Origin of the sequence: Alkalimonas cellulosilytica (genome assembly GCF_036325985.1) — a bacterium.
In the GTDB taxonomy this organism is placed as follows: domain Bacteria; phylum Pseudomonadota; class Gammaproteobacteria; order Enterobacterales; family Alteromonadaceae; genus Alkalimonas; species Alkalimonas cellulosilytica.
This window is the reverse complement of record NZ_JAUHLI010000003.1, coordinates 38,927-55,647: the sequence shown is the minus strand read 5'-3', so window position 1 is coordinate 55,647 and position 16,721 is coordinate 38,927. Positions and strand designations below refer to the sequence as shown.

Annotated in this window: 13 protein-coding genes; 4 read left to right on the top strand and 9 right to left on the bottom strand. The window is 53.5% G+C overall.

Going from position 1 to position 16,721, the window contains the following annotated elements:
• Nucleotides 1–108: 108 nt before the first annotated feature.
• Both QWY20_RS03625 and QWY20_RS03620 read left to right on the top strand, forming a co-directional pair.
• Nucleotides 109–1,398, top strand: a complete 1,290-nt coding sequence (locus QWY20_RS03625) for an anti-phage deoxyguanosine triphosphatase (RefSeq protein WP_330127677.1) — start codon at nucleotides 109–111, stop codon at nucleotides 1,396–1,398.
• Nucleotides 1,395–2,432, top strand: a complete 1,038-nt coding sequence (locus QWY20_RS03620; protein WP_330127676.1) for a patatin-like phospholipase family protein — start codon at nucleotides 1,395–1,397, stop codon at nucleotides 2,430–2,432. The genes QWY20_RS03625 and QWY20_RS03620 overlap by 4 nt, the downstream gene beginning before the upstream one ends.
• Nucleotides 2,433–2,504: 72 nt before the next feature.
• Here the strand turns inward: QWY20_RS03620 and QWY20_RS03615 are convergent, their stop codons facing one another.
• The 7 genes from QWY20_RS03615 to QWY20_RS03585 form a co-directional block, all read right to left on the bottom strand.
• On the bottom strand, nucleotides 2,505–3,797 hold the full coding sequence (locus QWY20_RS03615; protein ID WP_330127675.1) for a cyanophycinase: 1,293 nt from the start codon (nucleotides 3,795–3,797) through the stop codon (nucleotides 2,505–2,507).
• A gap of 115 nt (nucleotides 3,798–3,912) precedes the next feature.
• On the bottom strand, nucleotides 3,913–4,743 hold the full coding sequence (locus QWY20_RS03610) for a cobalamin-binding protein (protein ID WP_330127674.1): 831 nt from the start codon (nucleotides 4,741–4,743) through the stop codon (nucleotides 3,913–3,915).
• Complete coding sequence (cobO, locus tag QWY20_RS03605; protein ID WP_330127673.1) at nucleotides 4,740–5,342, bottom strand: cob(I)yrinic acid a,c-diamide adenosyltransferase; 603 nt, start codon at nucleotides 5,340–5,342, stop codon at nucleotides 4,740–4,742. Before cobO ends, QWY20_RS03610 begins: the two co-directional genes overlap by 4 nt.
• A 3-nt stretch (nucleotides 5,343–5,345) precedes the next feature.
• Complete coding sequence (locus QWY20_RS03600) at nucleotides 5,346–6,335, bottom strand: FecCD family ABC transporter permease (protein WP_330127672.1); 990 nt, start codon at nucleotides 6,333–6,335, stop codon at nucleotides 5,346–5,348.
• Complete coding sequence (locus QWY20_RS03595; RefSeq protein ID WP_330127671.1) at nucleotides 6,328–7,119, bottom strand: ABC transporter ATP-binding protein; 792 nt, start codon at nucleotides 7,117–7,119, stop codon at nucleotides 6,328–6,330. Before QWY20_RS03595 ends, QWY20_RS03600 begins: the two co-directional genes overlap by 8 nt.
• A 122-nt stretch (nucleotides 7,120–7,241) precedes the next feature.
• Entirely contained in the window at nucleotides 7,242–7,640 is a 399-nt protein-coding gene (locus tag QWY20_RS03590) for a hypothetical protein (RefSeq protein WP_330127670.1), read from the bottom strand.
• A gap of 110 nt (nucleotides 7,641–7,750) precedes the next feature.
• Complete coding sequence (locus QWY20_RS03585) at nucleotides 7,751–9,133, bottom strand: anti-phage deoxyguanosine triphosphatase (RefSeq protein ID WP_330127669.1); 1,383 nt, start codon at nucleotides 9,131–9,133, stop codon at nucleotides 7,751–7,753.
• 117 nt (nucleotides 9,134–9,250) lie between these two features.
• Between QWY20_RS03585 and QWY20_RS03580 the strand changes: the two genes are divergently transcribed.
• Nucleotides 9,251–11,395, top strand: a complete 2,145-nt coding sequence (locus tag QWY20_RS03580) for a prolyl oligopeptidase family serine peptidase (RefSeq protein ID WP_330127668.1) — start codon at nucleotides 9,251–9,253, stop codon at nucleotides 11,393–11,395.
• Nucleotides 11,396–11,440: 45 nt separating this feature from the next.
• On the opposite strand, the gene QWY20_RS03575 is transcribed toward QWY20_RS03580, so the two are convergent.
• On the bottom strand, nucleotides 11,441–12,223 hold the full coding sequence (locus QWY20_RS03575; protein ID WP_330127667.1) for a PhzF family phenazine biosynthesis protein: 783 nt from the start codon (nucleotides 12,221–12,223) through the stop codon (nucleotides 11,441–11,443).
• Nucleotides 12,224–12,395: 172 nt separating this feature from the next.
• Between QWY20_RS03575 and QWY20_RS03570 the strand changes: the two genes are divergently transcribed.
• Nucleotides 12,396–13,259 carry an EamA family transporter gene (locus tag QWY20_RS03570; protein ID WP_330127666.1) on the top strand — a complete coding sequence of 288 codons (864 nt, stop codon included), beginning with the start codon at nucleotides 12,396–12,398 and terminating at the stop codon, nucleotides 13,257–13,259.
• Nucleotides 13,260–13,435: 176 nt separating this feature from the next.
• Here the strand turns inward: QWY20_RS03570 and QWY20_RS03565 are convergent, their stop codons facing one another.
• Nucleotides 13,436–16,621, bottom strand: coding sequence for a TonB-dependent receptor (locus QWY20_RS03565; RefSeq protein ID WP_330127665.1), 3,186 nt, complete (start codon nucleotides 16,619–16,621; stop codon nucleotides 13,436–13,438).
• Nucleotides 16,622–16,721 lie beyond the last annotated feature (100 nt).

The following is a 16,721-nucleotide window of genomic DNA, read 5'->3' as shown; positions in this document are numbered from 1 at the left end:
ACAATACCGTCATCCTTTTGTCTTAATTGGCGTGAAAAATGGCCATAGCTTGCTCGATCCAAAGTAGGCTTTGACGTAAGATAATCGCCTCAACATAAGGAAGATGGCATGAGTACATCCTGGCTGGAGCGGCGCTCCGACCGCTCGCTGAACCGGCAAGACGATCAACGAACCCCCTGGCAGCGCGATCGCGCCCGTATTCTGCACTCAGCAGCTTTTCGCCGCTTGCAGGCCAAAACCCAGATCATGGGGGTGGGCCAGAATGACTTTTACCGTACCCGTTTAACCCATTCGCTGGAAGCGGCCCAGATTGGCACCGGCTTGGTGAATCAGCTGAAACGCCGCTATCAGCAACAGCCTGAACTGGCCAATCAGCTGCCGGAAGAAAGCCTGATGGAAGCTTTGTGCCTGGCTCACGATATCGGCCACCCGCCGTTTGGCCATGGCGGCGAAACAGCGCTGAACTACAAAATGCTGCATGCCGGGGGGTTTGAAGGCAATGGCCAGACCTTTCGTATTGTCAGCAAACTTGAGCCCTACACCGAACACCATGGCATGGATCTAACCCGACGTACTCTGTTGGGTTTACTGAAATACCCGGTACTGCCGCCTGAGCAGCTGGGGGATAACAGCGAACCGTCACCGCTGAGCCTGACCCCATGGAAAGCGGTGAAATCGGTATTCCATGAAGATGCCGATGTGCTGGATTGGGTGCTGGCTCCGCTGAGTGCCACCGATCGCGCTTTGTTTCAGCAGCTGGAACGGCTTGGGCAAAGCCCCTGGCAAAAGTCGTGCTATAAATCGCTGGATGCCTCCATTATGGAGCTGGCCGATGACATTGCCTACGGTGTGCATGATTTGGAAGATGCCATCGTCACCGGCTATGCCACTGAAGAGCAATGGCGCGCTCAGATCCCGGCCGCGGTTGCTGCCTTACCACAAGCCATGCAGCAACTGATGCAACCGGTCACGGATGCGCTGTTTCGGCCTGAGCATCATCTGCGTAAAAATGCCATCGGCGCTTTGGTCAATGCCTTTATTACCTCGGCAGAGTTGTATGAATGCCTTCCGGATGCGAGCGAACCCCTGATCCGTTTTAATGCCAGGCTGCCAGCACCACAGCAACAACTGCTGGAACTGCTGAAAGGTTTCGTGTTTCGCAATGTCATCAGCCAACCCGATATTCAACAAGCCCGCTTTCGTTGCCAGAACATGCTGCTAAAGATGTTTGACGCCTTTGCCTCGGATCCGAGCCGTTTGCTGCCACAAAATACCCAGCAACGCTGGCAACAGGCACAAAAGGATGGCCTTGGTTTGCGGGTGATCTGCGATTATTTGTCGGGTATGACCGATGAATACGCCGAAACCATGTACCAGAAGTTGTTTGGCGCTTTATGAGGTTACGTGTTTTAGCCGGGCCCACTGCTCTGGCCCATATTCAGCAGCATGGCTTGAATGCCAACGACATCACAACCTTGGTTGGTGCCAGTGGCGGCCCCAAATGGTTTAGTTTATTTGGGCTGGATCAGTATCTGACCGGTGAGTTTTTCAAAGGCCGCCAGCAACCACTGCAGCTGCTGGGCAGTTCGGCCGGTGCCTGGCGCTTTGCTTGTTATGCTCAACAAGACCCGGTGGCAGCCAGCCAACGCTTTTGCGATGCCTACTCTACCTTGTGTTACCCGGCCAAAGCCAGCAGCAAGGAAATTACCGATATTTCGATGACGGTGATTGATCGGGTGTTTCCGGATGCCGGCAGCATCCAACAGGTGATCAGCAATCCCATCTTTAAATTGAACTTTACCGTTGCCAGGGCCCGGGCTCTGACCCGCTCGCGCCATAAAATCGGTCAGCTTGCAGGTTTAAGTCTGACAGCCGCTGCGAACCTGGCCAACCGTCGCCATCTGCGGTTTTTCTTTGAGCGCTGTGTGTTTCATGCACCCGACAGTCAGCTGGTTCACACTCCCTTAGCCGATCTGCCAAGTCGCTGCATTGAACTGACCGAAGCTAACCTGCGTCCAGCCTTGCAAGCCAGTGGTTCGATCCCACTGGTCCTGGATGCGGTGCAGGACATTCCCGGTGCTGGTAAAGGGGTGTTTTACGATGGCGGTGTCACCGATTATCACTTTGACTGGCCATTTAGTCAGCAAGGCCTGGTGTTGTACCCGCATTTCTATCCGTACATTGCCCCTGGCTGGTTCGATAAATCACTGCCATGGCGGCGCAAATTTTCCAGGCATTACCACAATGTAGTGCTGCTGTGCCCGTCGCAAAGTTGGATCCATTCACTGCCACAACACAAGATCCCGGATAGGAGAGACTTCAAACAACCGGATGCAATTCGCATTCGCCACTGGCAGGAGGTCATTGGCCGCTCTGTCGAGCTGGCTGATGATTTTAAAGCTGGTCATTATCAGTTGGAGCCACTGTACTGATGCTTTCACCGCTGTTGCAGCGGAACTTGCACGGTGGCTCCAAGCCGTTGTATTGATGAGATTGCTGAGCGGTTAAGGGCTATCCGGACTCAGCTCGGTTATGCTAAAGCGGCTTGGTACCACATCCAGCAACACAAAAGCCGCGCTGCTGTTGTCTTTCATGCCATCGAGGTACTGCCAATAGCCCTGGGTTTTGTCATCCTGGCGAAAGCGTAAGGTAAAACCCAACCCTTCGCCCTGATGAAAGTAGCTGACTACTTCACTGGCCGCTTTGTTATCCACCAGATCAAAGCCTATCAAGTCTTTCAACCGGCTGTTGCGGCTAAACACGCCCGATACCACTACGGGCTCAGCAATGTTCAGATACTCCTGACCAATGGTGGCCGATTTTGCCGGATGGGGTGTAAAACGATGCTCAGTCACATGGTACCGATCACCGCCCTGAATAAAGCTGATACGGACATTTTCAATGTGAAAGCCATGTGGATTGGCGATTTTACGGGCATCGCGCACATCCAGAATGGTCACGCCACCATAGCCCAGCGCTTCGATTTCCTGACGCTGTGGGTAAAATACCAGCGCGGCGTCTTCATCAATGCCATAACCTACCGGGAATTGCTGGCGATTCAGTTGCAGCGCCACCAACAAGCGACCGAAGCGTGATTTACGGTCAAAGTGTTGATCAATAATGCCGAACTGAAAGAAACCAAGACCTGGTCGTACAATTAACGGACCGGCCTCCTGATCCTGCATGCCATCGTAACGATCACTGGGAGCGGACGTCAGCGCATGCCAGGAGTCGCCACCGGCAATCATCAGCTCGCTCATCATGGCCGCGCCAGCGCTGGTACCGGCGACCACCCCGCCCCGCTGATACAAAGCACGGACTGCGGTTAACACCGGGGTCGGCTTATTATCGGGCAACAGGGTTTTGGTGATGTTGGTCTGATCGCCGCCCAAAAACCAAACCGCGGTGTATTGATCCAATGTCTGAGCCAATTGCTCATCATGGCCGCCCATGGCCCAGGTGCTTTCATCCACGTCCGGGGTGCTGCGGTCGTCTTTGACGGCAATCGGCAACAAGGTAACCTGATCTTTGGTCAGACCATAGTGCACCATGTCGTCGCGAAACTGCTCAAAGTAACGCACCGGCTGACCACTGGCAGCTGGGATCACAGCGATGCGCGCCTGGATAGGCCCACCGGCCAGCTCAATAAAGCGTTGGTACACTGCTGCGTTGGAGGTACTAAGCGAACCACCGACCATCACCAGAGCCCCTTTCTCATTGCTGCGGGGTTCGGGATCTTTTTTAGAACAACCAGCCACTGCCAGACAAGCAGCCAGTATCAGGATTGAATACTTCACGTTTTTTGCTCCATTGTTATCTTTATCATGAACTACCCTATTGCTTTTATTGGTAGGTAGCAGGCGATTAGCCAGCGAAAATCTTAGCAAAAAAACCGTGCTACTTGCAGCAAAATCAGCGCTCTGTTTGTTGACGGATCTGATCAATGCCTTCGCACAGTGCTCTGGCGCCCAGCAAACTGCGCCGGCTAAAGCGGTACATGAAATCGGCATCGACTGCCAGAAACTGCTGTTTACGCACCGCATCAAGGCTGGAAAACTGCTGCCATTGTTCACGGCGAATGGGTTGAGCTCCTTTGCTGGGTTGAATAATTAGCTCCGGATTGGCCAATAGCAATTGTTCAGGTCCAAGCTGCGGATAATCATTGCGGTTATTAGCAAATGGATTCTCTGCGCCACAAAGCTCCAGCATCAACTGAGGCCAGGCCTGATTGGCGATGGTTGAAAGTGGCTGCTGCGACATGGCAAAAAATACCCGGACCGGCGCTTTGTGCTGATACTGCTTACGAAGTGCTGCCAGCTCTTGCTCGTAAGCCTGTGCCCGCTGTTCGGCTTGCTCTGCATGGCCGGTTAAAGCCCCCAGCATGCGCAGCTCTGTCGCAATATCCTCTAATTGCAACGGATCCGAGTACGCCACCTGAATGCCCAACTGCTCTAAACGCTGCAGATCCGGCTGCGGGTTGCCGGTACGCCAGGCTACTACCAGATCGGGTTGTAACGCCAGAACGGCTTCCAGTTGAATATGGGCATAATTGGCGACACTGGGCAGTGCACGGGCGCCTTCGGGGTAATCACTGAAATCACTCACCGCCACCAGTTGCTCACCAGCCCCGATATCAAACAACAACTCGGTAATGTGGGGTGCCAGTGCAATGACTCGTTCCGGTTTGGCCTGTGCCGTTGTTGCCAGCAGTACGAACAACAAAGTGAAAACAAAGCGTATCACCAATCAATCCCCTGCTGTGCCCGAATGCCGGCTTCAAAGGCATGTTTGACCACCTGAATGTCACTGACGGTATCGGCCATCTCCAGCAAACGGCGATGGCAATTGCGGCCAGTCACCACCACATGCTGCCCTGCGGGCCGCTGACGGATGCACGCAAGCACCTCGTCCAGATCTAAATAATGATAACTGAGCATGTAGGTCAACTCATCGAGCAATACCAGATCAATGCGCTCATCGGCCAAAAAAACCTTCGCCTGTTGCCAGACGCTTTGTGCTGCCGCCATATCGGCAGCTTTATCCTGGGTATCCCAGGTGAAACCGGTCGCCATCACCACAAAAGGCACCCCATGCTGCTGCAGTAAGTTGCGCTCACCACAGGCCCAATCCCCTTTGATAAACTGTACCACAGCAGCCTGATAGCCATGCCCGACGGCACGGGTCACCGTACCAAAGCCAGCAGTAGATTTTCCTTTACCATTGCCGGTCAGTATCAGCAACAAGCCTTTATCCTGATCAGCTTTGGCCACCGCCTGATCGACCTGCTGTTTTAATTGCTGTTGGCGCTGTTGATGGCGCTTTGCTTTGTAATCGTCTGTCATGATTTACCCTGGTTGTTGGCGTTTAAGCAACAATAAGAAAAACACACTGCCCAGCATGGAGGTGATCACACCCAGCGGAATTTCCTGTTGCATCAGCAAACTACGGGCGAAGTTATCCACCCAGATTAAAAAGATGCCACCAACCAACGCCGAACCCAGCAACAAAGGCAGCATGGTCACGCCAAACCATTGCCGCACCAGGTGTGGGATCATCAGGCCGACAAAAGCAATGCCGCCACACTGCGCGACAATAAACGCCGTCACTGCCGAGGTGCAGAGCAAAAACAGCAACCGGATGCGGTCCACTGACACGCCTAAAGTGCGGGCGCTTTCATCATGCAGCAGCATGGCATCCAACTGACGACGGAATGCCAATGCCAGCAGCAGCAAAGCCAGCACTGCCGGAGCCACGATGGCAACCCCTTGCCAATCGCTGCGACTTAAGCTGCCCATCAACCAGAAAATGACCCGGTTGGCGGCAAAAGGCTCGGCAAAATACAAAATAAAACTGCTGATGGCGCTCAGCATAAAAGACACGGCCACCCCGGCCAGCAACATCACCTGCAACTGCTGCCAGCCATGCCGGATACACACCAGCACCACCAGCGTAACCGCCAGGCTGGCACCGGCAAAGGCCGACAAGGCAAGCGGCAACTGCTGCTCGGGAAAAACAATCATGGCCAAACTGGCCCCCAGGCCGGCACCGGCGGTCAGCCCGAATAAGTAAGGATCAGCCAGCGGATTGCGGCTCAGGTTTTGCAGCAAGGCACCACAAACTGCCAGGCCCGCTCCGGCAAAAAAGGCCATGGCGATGCGTGGTAAGCGGATTTGCCAGACAATCGCATCAAACGTAGGATTAGCAGCAGGCCCGGTCAGCAGCTGCCACAGTTGACTATAAGAAATAGCGGCACTCCCCAGCCGAATACTCATAACGAGCGTCACCAACAAGAGCAGCAAGGCCAGCAACCAGCGCCAGGGACCATGCTTACTCATGCCGGGCTTCCCGTTGCTGTTGGTAGAAATGAATGACCGGCCGCGCTAATTTTGCATGGGGTACCATCAAACAAGGCTGTTGAAAAACCTGAGCCAGGCGCTCTGCAGTCAGTACCTGTTCAGCCGGGCCAAAGGCCTGCACCCGGCCCTGATCCAGCAGCAAAATATCATCGCAATAGCTGGCCGCCAGGTTGAGATCGTGCAAGCAACAGACAATGGTCAGATTAAGCTGGCGGATCAGTTGCAAAATCTGGTGCTGATAATGCACATCCAAATGATTGGTGGGTTCATCCAACAGCAGCACCTTGGCGTTTTGCACCAAAGCCCGGGCAATAAAAGCCCGCTGCAGCTCCCCGCCCGACAGCTCAGCCAGTGGTTTGCTGCGCAGCTCCAGCAGACCGGTTTTCTCCAATGCCAGTTGCAACTGCTGCTGATCTTCACTGGTGGTTGGGTCAAACCAGCGTTTGTGCGGTACCAGCCCAAGCAACACCATCTGCTCGGTGGTTAAGCTAAACACCGGCACCGGGCTTTGCATCACCACGGCCATCTGACGTGCCAGCTCGGCGCGCCGATAACTGCTGATGCTTTTGTTGTGAAACAGCACCTGACCCTGACTGGCCGCAAGCTCACCGTACAGTAAGCGCAATAACGAGCTTTTGCCTGCCCCATTAGGGCCGACCACCCCCAGTACCCTACCGGCAGTGACACGGCAAGTCACCTGGTCGAGCACAGTACGCTGCCCCAGCTGCAAGGATACATTGTGCAATTGCAATACTGCCGCCACATCGGGTTCCATCATTGTGTTAAGTTGAAGGATTGTAACAGAAATAAGCCTCTACTGGGCCTGGTTTTCTGGTACAAAAAAACCAGCCGCAGCTGGTTTTTGGTGTAGAACAAAGACTGCAGTTAATTCAATACCGACAACAGGGTTTCATCCAACCCTTCGGTACTGAGAATCTGCACAATCGCCTGGCAATGATCGATGGTAAAATCATTGTCTTCGATTTGCTCATTCAACATGGCACGGCGGCGCAGCACGATACCGGCCAACATGGCTGAGTCAAAATCATTGGATGCATCAATACGGGTCTGGAGTTTATCCAGCCAGGGGTAAAGCTGTGCTTCAGCCTGGTAAGCCGATTGCCGCACGGCCGGGTGAAAGTCCTGGCAAGCATTTAAATTCAACAAATAAAAATTAAGATACCCAGCCACTGTGAGCAACCGGTAATCCTTTGTCGAAGCCTGAAGCTGCCAGCTGCTTGCCGCCATGGTGCCAAACAGGATTGCTATCAACCATTTTTTCATCGTACGTCATCCCTTGCTTAGTGCTGTAGATTCAATCTAAACAGAAATCCGCACTTTTTCAATGTTGCTGACTAAATAAGCGCGATTTTTTAAGTCAGAATGCTTCGTCATTACAACCGGTCAAACACCGAACCCATATCCGGGCTAAATACCTTGTGGTAGAGCTTAATGGCATAGCTATCGGTCATGCCGGAAACGTAATCACAAATTACCCGCTCTTTGTTCTCAGACTGCTGATAGCGCTTGAGCACCGCCGGGGGCAATAAACGCTCCGGATTATCCCGCAGCACCGCAAAGAGCTTTAGCACCAGTTGCTGCCCTTTGTACTCCAGGGTCTGCACTTCTGGCCGTCGGATCACATGCTTGTACACAAAGTCTTTTAGAATTTGCAGGGTGCTTTGCGCTTCTGCAGATAATTGCACCTGCAAGTCTAGCAACGGGGTTTCAAACCGCTGCTGCGTGACAATGGAGATTTGCGGCAGGAAATAGCGAATGAGCTTGCTGATGGCATGTTTGCGTTCGGTACTGGACTCAGAAAACAAGGTTCGGTTGTAAAAATCAAGTTCACGGGAAATCACATCATCGCCACTGAGCTGGCTCACTACATCGTCTTGCCAGGCCCGCTCTGTCACCAACCGTAGTGCCAGCACATCTTCTAAGTCATGCACCCCATACGAGATATCATCAGCCAGTTCCATAATGGCGGTGTCAAAGCCTTTAAAGGCGGCCTTGCGTTTATCGCCTTGCTGCCGGGTGCTGCGGAACAAGCGAATATCATCGGCCGGCAAGCCCTCCAGGATCCAGGCCAGCACTGTTTCATCCTCGTCATGAATGCACTTAGGTGGTTTGTAACTATCGATATTGCTGGTCGTTTCCGCCAGCTCAACCGGATAACTGGCTACTTCCCGGTGCAACACCGGATATTTCAGTACCCCCAGCATGGTACGCCGGGTTAGATCCAGCCCATGCCGGGGCGAGTACTCACCCAAATGTGCCATAATACGCAAGGTCTGGCCATTACCTTCAAAGCCACCTTGCGACTGCATGTAGTAATTCAGTGCCACTTCGCCGCCGTGGCCAAAAGGTGGATGGCCAATATCGTGCGCCAGACAAATTGCTTCAATCTGGCTCATGCTGGGCAGCCAGTGCAGATAGTCGCTGTTGTCGGCATGGCGTTCTCGCAACTGTTCACAAATGCCGGAGCCGATTTGCGCCACTTCCAGCGAATGCGTTAAGCGGGTACGGTAGAAGTCGTGCTCACCAATCCCAAGTACCTGAGTTTTTGCCTGCAGGCGGCGAAAAGCCTCACAATGAATAATACGGGCCCTGTCACGCTGCGCTGCGCTGTCACTGGCACCGGACTGAAACTGACTGAGCTCATTGCCGTCGGGCTGACTTCGTCTGGCCGTCCACATAGTATCTCCATCCTGTTTTTTTAAGCCATTTCCAGCCTGACACAGCCGCCCCCCTTTGGCAACAGCGGTCCTTTTCATCAAAGCCACCAGCCGCTGTTTTTTTGCGGCCAGTAGCTGCTTGAAGCGTAGGCTTTACCTGGCCAGTTTGTTAACCTAACAAAAACAATGACAACATCCACTGGAGTCCATTCCCTCATGAAGTATGCCGTGCCGTTTATAACCGTTGCATTACTCACCGCATGCGGTGGCCAACCCAGCCCTACCGAGCAAGCCAAACAAACACACAACTTGATTTACCCGGAGACCGTTCGTGGCTCGGTGGTAGATACTTACTTTGGCCGGCAAATTGCTGACCCGTACCGCTGGCTGGAAGATGATCGCAGCAGCGAAACCGAAGCCTGGGTCAAAGCACAAAATGAACTGACCTTCTCGTATCTGGAGCAAATCCCCTATCGCAGCACTATCCGGCAACGCCTGCAGGACTCCTGGAATTTCGAGCGGCTGGGTGCTCCTTTTCAAGAAGGTGAGTACACCTACTTTTACCGCAACGATGGCTTGCAAAACCAGTTTGTGCTGTACCGGCAAAAAGATGGCGGCGAACCGGAGGTGTTTCTCGACCCCAACACCTTCAGTGCCGACGGCACCACCTCGATGGCGACCATCCGATTCTCACGCGATGGTAGCTTAGCAGCCTACGCTATCTCCGAAGGTGGCAGCGACTGGCGCAAAATCATTGTGATCGATACTAACACTGGCGAGCAAATCGGTGATGTACTGGTCGATATCAAGTTTAGTGGCATCAGTTGGTTCGGCAATGAAGGCTTCTACTACTCCAGTTACGACAAGCCGGATGGCAGTGAGTTGTCGGCCATGACCGATCAGCACAAGCTGTATTACCACAAGCTCGGCACACCGCAATCGGAAGACCAGGTGATTTTCGGTGCAGCTGAGGGTGAACAACACCGCTACGTTGGAGCCACCGTCACTGAAGACGACCGTTACCTGCTGGTCTCGGCCGCGGTATCTACCTCAGGCAATAAACTGTTTATCAAAGATCTGACCAAACCGGACGCTGGTTTCACCACCATCGTGGATACCACCGCAAACGATGTGAACTTCCTGACCTCCAAAGGTGATCAACTGTTTCTGCTCACCAACCGCGATGCCCCCAATCGTCGGGTAGTGGTGGCCAATGCCGCCCAGCCACAGCCGGAGCACTGGCAGGAGCTGATCCCACAAACCGAGCATGTACTGCGTGCCAGTACCGGGGCTGGCTTTATCTTTGCCAATTACATTGTCGATGCGGTTGCCAAAGTAAAGCAGTTTGATTACCAGGGTAAGCTGGTGCGTCAAATCGATTTACCAGGGGTTGGCAGTGCCGGTGGTTTTGGCGGCAAAACCGATGCCGACACCTTGTATTTTAGTTTCACCAACTACATCAGCCCGGGCAGCATTTTTCAGCTGGATCCGCACAGCGGTGAGAGCGAGTTGTACAATCGTCCTGAAACCGGTTTTGATCCGGCCAACTACACCTCAGAGCAAGTGTTCTACACCTCGAAAGATGGTACCCGCATTCCGATGATCATCAGCTACCGCAGCGATCTTAAGCGTGATGGCAGCAATCCAACCATTCTGTACGGCTACGGTGGTTTTAATGTCAGCCTGACGCCATCGTTCAGCGTTTCCAATGCGGTCTGGATGGATATGGGCGGCATTTATGCTGTGGCCAATATCCGTGGTGGCGGTGAGTACGGCAAAGCCTGGCACGATGCCGGCCGCCAGATGAACCGGCAAAATGTGTTCGACGACTTTATTGCTGCCGCCGAGTACCTGATTGACAGCAACTACACCAGTGCCGAAAAGCTGGCCATTCGTGGCGGCTCCAACGGTGGCTTGCTGGTGGCGGCTGCCTCTACCCAGCGCCCTGAGCTGTTCCAGGTTGCCATTCCGGCGGTAGGGGTGTTGGATATGCTGCGCTATCACACCTTCACCGCCGGCGCGGGCTGGGCTTACGATTACGGTACCGCTGATCAGAGCGAAGCCATGTTTGAGTACCTGCTTGGTTACTCGCCGGTACACAATGTGCGTGAAGGGGTGAATCACCCGGCCACCATGGTCACCACAGCCGATCACGATGATCGGGTGGTACCGGCTCACTCCTTTAAGTACGTAGCCGAACTGCAAGCCAAAGATGGTGGCAAGCATCCTCAACTGATTCGGGTGGATGTCAATGCCGGCCATGGTGCCGGCATGCCGGTATCGATGATCATCGATCAGGCAGCCGATGTGTTTTCTTTTATTCTGTACAACATGGGTTACGATGAGCTGCCAAGGCAGTAACAACCACCCCCTCCACTCAACAACGGCGCCAAATGGCGCCGTTTTTTATGTCAGCAACAATTGCCCCTGCAAATAAGTCCGTGCCTGACCGGATAACAGTACCCGCGGCCCTTGCAGCGAGCAACGCACCTCACCCCCTCGCTTAGAGAGCTGCCTTGCTATTAATTGCTGCTTTTGCAATCGCTCAGCCCAGTAAGGGGCCAGTTGACAGTGGGCCGAGCCGGTGACCGGATCTTCGTTCACGCCAAGCTTCGGCACAAAAAAGCGGCTGACAAAATCCACACCATCACTACCTGGTGCCGTTACGATCACACCACGCTTCTGCAAACGGGCCAGCAGCGCATAATCCGGTGTCAATGCCATCAGAGCAGCCGCATCCGGGTACAGCACCAGATAATCCTCTGCGGCCAGCACCGCTTCAGGCGCTTTGCCCAAGGCTTCGGCCAGGTTCGGCGGCAGGTCGCACGGCTGTGGCATGCTGGCGGGAAAATCCATCTGCAACCAGTCGCCATCCTTTTGCACCCGAAGCTCACCACTGCGGGTATGAAAAACAATCTGTGCACCGGGGTAACCAAGGTGACTAAATAACACATGCGCACTGGCCAAGGTGGCATGGCCGCACAAGTCGACTTCTGCGGTCGGAGTAAACCAGCGCAGCTGATAGCCATGCGGCCCTGCGACGAAGAAGGCGGTTTCCGATAAATTATTTTGGGCCGCTATCTGTTGCAGCAACGCATCGTCCAGCCAGTGCTTGAGCGGACAGACTGCCGCCGGATTGCCCGTAAAAAGTCCGGTGGCAAACGCATCGACGATAAATTGAGGTTGCATCTGATGTCCTGATTGGTTTTACCTGAAGCTACCATACGAAGCCTGACGCAACAGCGCAAGCCCGGAACGCCAGCCTGCCGGCAATGGCAGTTTAACGGCGGTTGCAGTGGATCTCCAACTGGCTTTACGGCATGCTAGCGGCCGTGAACAATCAGGATAACGGAACACCTGCATGCTGTACTTATGGGCCATCACTTTACTTTGGGCTTTTTCTTTTTCGCTGATTGGTGTCTACCTGGCTGGTCAGGTGGACACTTATTTTGCGGTGCTAAGCCGGGTGGTGCTGGCCACGGTGGTGTTTTTGCCCTGGTTGCTGCGGCATCAAGTCGCCCCCAAGATAGCCGCTCAACTGATGGGCATAGGTGCCATTCAGCTCGGGCTGATGTATTTGTTCTACTATCAGTCGTTCTTGCTGCTGTCGGTACCGGAAGTGCTGATTTTTACCATTTTCACTCCGGTGTATATCACCCTGTTGCATGATCTGCTGGAGGGCCGCTTTCATCGTCGCTATTTGCTCAGTGCCTTGCTGGCCATAGCCGGTGCCGCCGTGATGCGCTGGAACAACCTGAATGACGATTTCTGGCTGGGCTTTCTGGTGGTGCAAGGAGCAAATCTTTGCTTTGCCAGTGGCCAGGTGCTGTACAAATACCGGCTGGCGCACTGGCCGGCGGCAACACAGCCAGCGCAACATACCATTTTTGGTTGGTTTTATGTTGGCGCCCTGCTGATTGTACTGCCCGCCTGGCTACTGCTGGGACAACCTCAGTACCCCACTACGGAGCTGCAATGGGGGATCCTGCTCTGGTTAGGCATCGTCGCTTCAGGCCTTGGCTATTTCTTATGGAACCTGGGGGCAACCAAAGTCAACAGTGGCCAGCTGGCCACCATGAACAATGCGCTGATCCCGGCAGGCTTGTTGGTGAATCTGCTACTGTGGAACCGCGATACCGATGTACTACGGCTATCAATAGGTGCCGGTATACTGCTGCTTGCGCTTTGGCTGGTGAGTTCGAACAAAAAACCGTATCAGCGGTGAGAATTCAAGAAAGTGCCGCTTCATATTGCTGCACTACCAAAACCAACAAACCGGCAATTGCCGGCTTATTAACACATCTTTGCCTTTGGGCTTGCCCCAAAGGCGGGTGATTGCTGCCAGAGGTAGATGCAGGATCAGCTGTCATCCGGGAGGGCAGCAGCAACCACCCTTACTCATCAGAACACTGCGCGCACGCTAAGCGCATACCGGCGATCGGTGGTAAAACTCAGTGCATCGGTTCTTACCCCTTCCTGGTTCATTTGATACTGGGTGCGGATCTCGCTGCGCAGCAGGTTGCTGCCTTCGATACCGACTTTCCAGTTGTCATTGATGCTGTAGTACAAGCTGGCATCCATCATGCCGGTCGACTTGGCATAAGCCGGCACATACTCTTCCGACTCACGCAGTGTCAGCAGGTACTCCGAGCGCCAGGTGTAAGCCAGACGAAAGGATACTTTTTCAAACTCATACATACCCACAATGTTCAGGTTCTTATCGGAGTATCCCTGCAATGGCAGTCCACTGAACACCCGGAAAGTATTGCGGTTATCGGCAATGCGGTTACCAGCTTCGTCAAAGCCCAGGGTACCGTCCGAGATTTCGTTCGGATCTTCCAGCCCACTCTGATCAATGTAGGTAAAGTTGAGCTGCAAGCCCAGACCACTCCAAGCCCCAGGCAACATGTCGTAAAACTGCGAATACGACAGTTCAACCCCGCGAATGGTACCAGATCCGGTATTGGCTGGACCGTAAGCCGATACATTGTAGCTTTCACCTTCAAACTCCAAAGGGAGCTCGAATGAGCGGCTACGAATGATGTTATCCAGCCGTTTATGGAACAGGGCTACCGCCATAAAACCAGCCGGTGCAAAGTACCATTCGGTTGATAAATCCAGATTGATGGAGCTCTCTGGTTTCAGATAGGGGTTACCGGCAAGCGCAGTAACCGAAATGTTATCCAGCCCCACTACCGGGTTGTTTTCTTCATCGTAATCCATGCCTGGCGTTTGCAAACGACGGTCGTAATCCAAATCCAGCAAGCTGATGTTGCGGGTATCCATCAGGCTAGGGTAATACAGACCTTTGGACGCACCAAAGCGCACCACTACATCGTCGGTCACCCCAACGTTAAAGTTCAGGCTGGGTAAAATGGTGGTGTAATCAGTGCCTTTGACGGTACTTAACTGCGACTGGCCACCAGCCAGATTAAAGTAGCGCTGGTATTGCGGTTGCTGCATCACGTTGTACAGCGAGGTGCCGGCCTCACCGCGCCGTGCCTCAATCGGCTGCACAAAGGCACCGGTGGACTGCAGCTTGTAGTTCACATAACGCAGGCCTAAATTGCCTTTTACCGGCATTGGCAAATCAATGAAGTCGAAATCACCGCGCACATATAATTCGGTACGTTTTTCATTGGACGAGCTGATATTGTGCGCAGCAAATGGTCCCTCTACCCGGTTTGGTTTGTCTTCGTAGGGCACATAGGTGCCGGTACAAACACCATTGTTGGCTGCACTTAAGGTGGCATTGTGCCAGCCATCCTGACAGCCCTGACGCAGCGAATCGGCATAATTACGTACTAAATCCATGCGTGGAAACAAGAAGTTATTTACATCCCCCAACAATACCTTGCCATGATAGAAGTTGCCGAAATCGACCCGCTCAAACAGCTCTGGGCGATTGACTGCAGCTGCAGCATTGCGATCAGCCTGGATCCAGGGCGTACCGATCGCCGACCAGCCTTCGTAGGCCGTATCCCGTACCGTCAGATCTTTATCCGAGTAGTAAAAACCCGTTCTGACTGCAGTGAACAGGCCATCCAGCTCATAGGTCAGATCAAATTTAAAGCTATCTGCTCTGGCACTGTTGTGCTCTTCTTGCTCCATGCCGCTTCCCAGAAACACATTCGGTACCGGGCCATCCCAATCCTGATTTGGCGACCAGCCAGCGGTCAGGATATTATCGCTTAAAAACTCCACTGTGGGGCGTGTACCGCGCATATCCAGAAAATACGGTGACACCACATGCACATGGTTGCCACGGGTTTGGCCAGACATGCTGTAGTTATGCACCACTTTCTCTGAGTCGATGTGCTGATAATCAAACACCATGCTCAAGCGATCGGTGGGCCGGTACACCAGATTGAATGAGGTATCCTGCACGGTATTTTCGTTGTAGTTCCAGCGACTACGATAAAAGAACGGTGTTTCCGGACTGACACCCAGCGCAATCCCCGAGGTAACAAAACCGCCACTGGTGGTTAAAGGGTAGCCATTGGCGGCATCGTCCCGCCAGTTTTGCGATGAGCCCATAAAGCTGCGAAAGCCTTGCGCCGCCTGACCAATTTGCCGCTCATTCCACTCCAGTGAAGCTCGTGAGTTGATGTGTTCCAAGGTAGCGACCAGTGTATTGTCGGTATTGGCCCACTGCAACGACGAGGTAAAGCCGGTACGCTTACGATCGTTGTCGGCTGTGCTCATATGAATCGCCACAGGCACATGCCAGACACTACCGGCAGGCTGTCCAGGTAAAGCCGGACCGTCTACGGGTGAGTCTGGGTCTACCCCGGTAATACCGCCCCATTCATCCAATGTAGGAATGAATGAGTCACCACGGGAGTGAAAGTTACCCAAGCCAATGCCATCACCACGGGTTTTAAATTCAGACTGCGAAGCGGCAATCAGAAAACCAAAACGGCCAGCATTAGTTTCCCAGCTATCCGAGAACAGAGCCGAAACTGAAGGCGTCCAGGCTTTGCGGTAATCGCCGTAGTTGGCTTTGACATTAAAAGCCAGCACCCGCTCATCGCTATCAAAAGGCTTACGGGTTACCAAATTGACCGTACCAGCAATGCCGCCGGAAATTAAATCGGCGGTCTGATTTTTAACCACCTCGACCGAGCCGAGCAACTCGGCCGGAAAGTCTTCGTAACTTAAGCCACCCCATGGATTGGCGCTGAACGCATCCCGGCCATTAACTTCGGATCGAACCCGGTCCAAACCACGGACTAAGACGCCGGTGCCTTCGTCGGCATAATGCTTGGGATCATCCGACGAGGCAAAGCGCTCTATGGTCACACCCGGGACCCGCTGCAAGGCTTCGGTCACAGATTTATCCGGCAATGCTCCAATGTCGGATGCCGTAATCACATCTTTCACCGTATCGGCAAAACGTTTCAGGTTCTGCGCACTGAGCAAGCTTCCCCGGATGCCCCGGACTTCAATGACTTCAACCTGTTCGTCTGCTGCCCCATCAATGACATCGCTGTCATTTTCAGCCAGGGCAATGACTGGCTGAAGCCCAAAAAGGGCAGCCGAAACGGCTAACGTTAACTTATTACCAGTAAATTTTGTTCCAGGCATGGCGTTACTCTCTTCTCGTTATGGTCTCGTTGTCTGCATCAGGTTCAGGCCGACACAGGCCGTCCGATGTTCTGTACTGATTGCGTTGATCAGCCCTGCT

Bases quoted from the DNA above. Each gene is read 5' to 3' on its own strand.
- QWY20_RS03580 (WP_330127668.1), top strand. From the start codon at position 9,251: ATGAAGTATGCCGTGCCGTTTATAACCGTTGCATTACTCACCGCATGC.
- QWY20_RS03585 (WP_330127669.1), bottom strand. From the start codon at position 9,133: ATGAAAAGGACCGCTGTTGCCAAAGGGGGGCGGCTGTGTCAGGCTGGA.
- QWY20_RS03565 (WP_330127665.1), bottom strand. From the start codon at position 16,621: ATGCCTGGAACAAAATTTACTGGTAATAAGTTAACGTTAGCCGTTTCG.
- cobO (WP_330127673.1), bottom strand. From the start codon at position 5,342: ATGACAGACGATTACAAAGCAAAGCGCCATCAACAGCGCCAACAGCAA.
- QWY20_RS03625 (WP_330127677.1), top strand. From the start codon at position 109: ATGAGTACATCCTGGCTGGAGCGGCGCTCCGACCGCTCGCTGAACCGG.
- QWY20_RS03600 (WP_330127672.1), bottom strand. From the start codon at position 6,335: ATGAGTAAGCATGGTCCCTGGCGCTGGTTGCTGGCCTTGCTGCTCTTG.
- QWY20_RS03575 (WP_330127667.1), bottom strand. From the start codon at position 12,223: ATGCAACCTCAATTTATCGTCGATGCGTTTGCCACCGGACTTTTTACG.
- QWY20_RS03590 (WP_330127670.1), bottom strand. From the start codon at position 7,640: ATGAAAAAATGGTTGATAGCAATCCTGTTTGGCACCATGGCGGCAAGC.
- QWY20_RS03570 (WP_330127666.1), top strand. From the start codon at position 12,396: ATGCTGTACTTATGGGCCATCACTTTACTTTGGGCTTTTTCTTTTTCG.
- QWY20_RS03620 (WP_330127676.1), top strand. From the start codon at position 1,395: ATGAGGTTACGTGTTTTAGCCGGGCCCACTGCTCTGGCCCATATTCAG.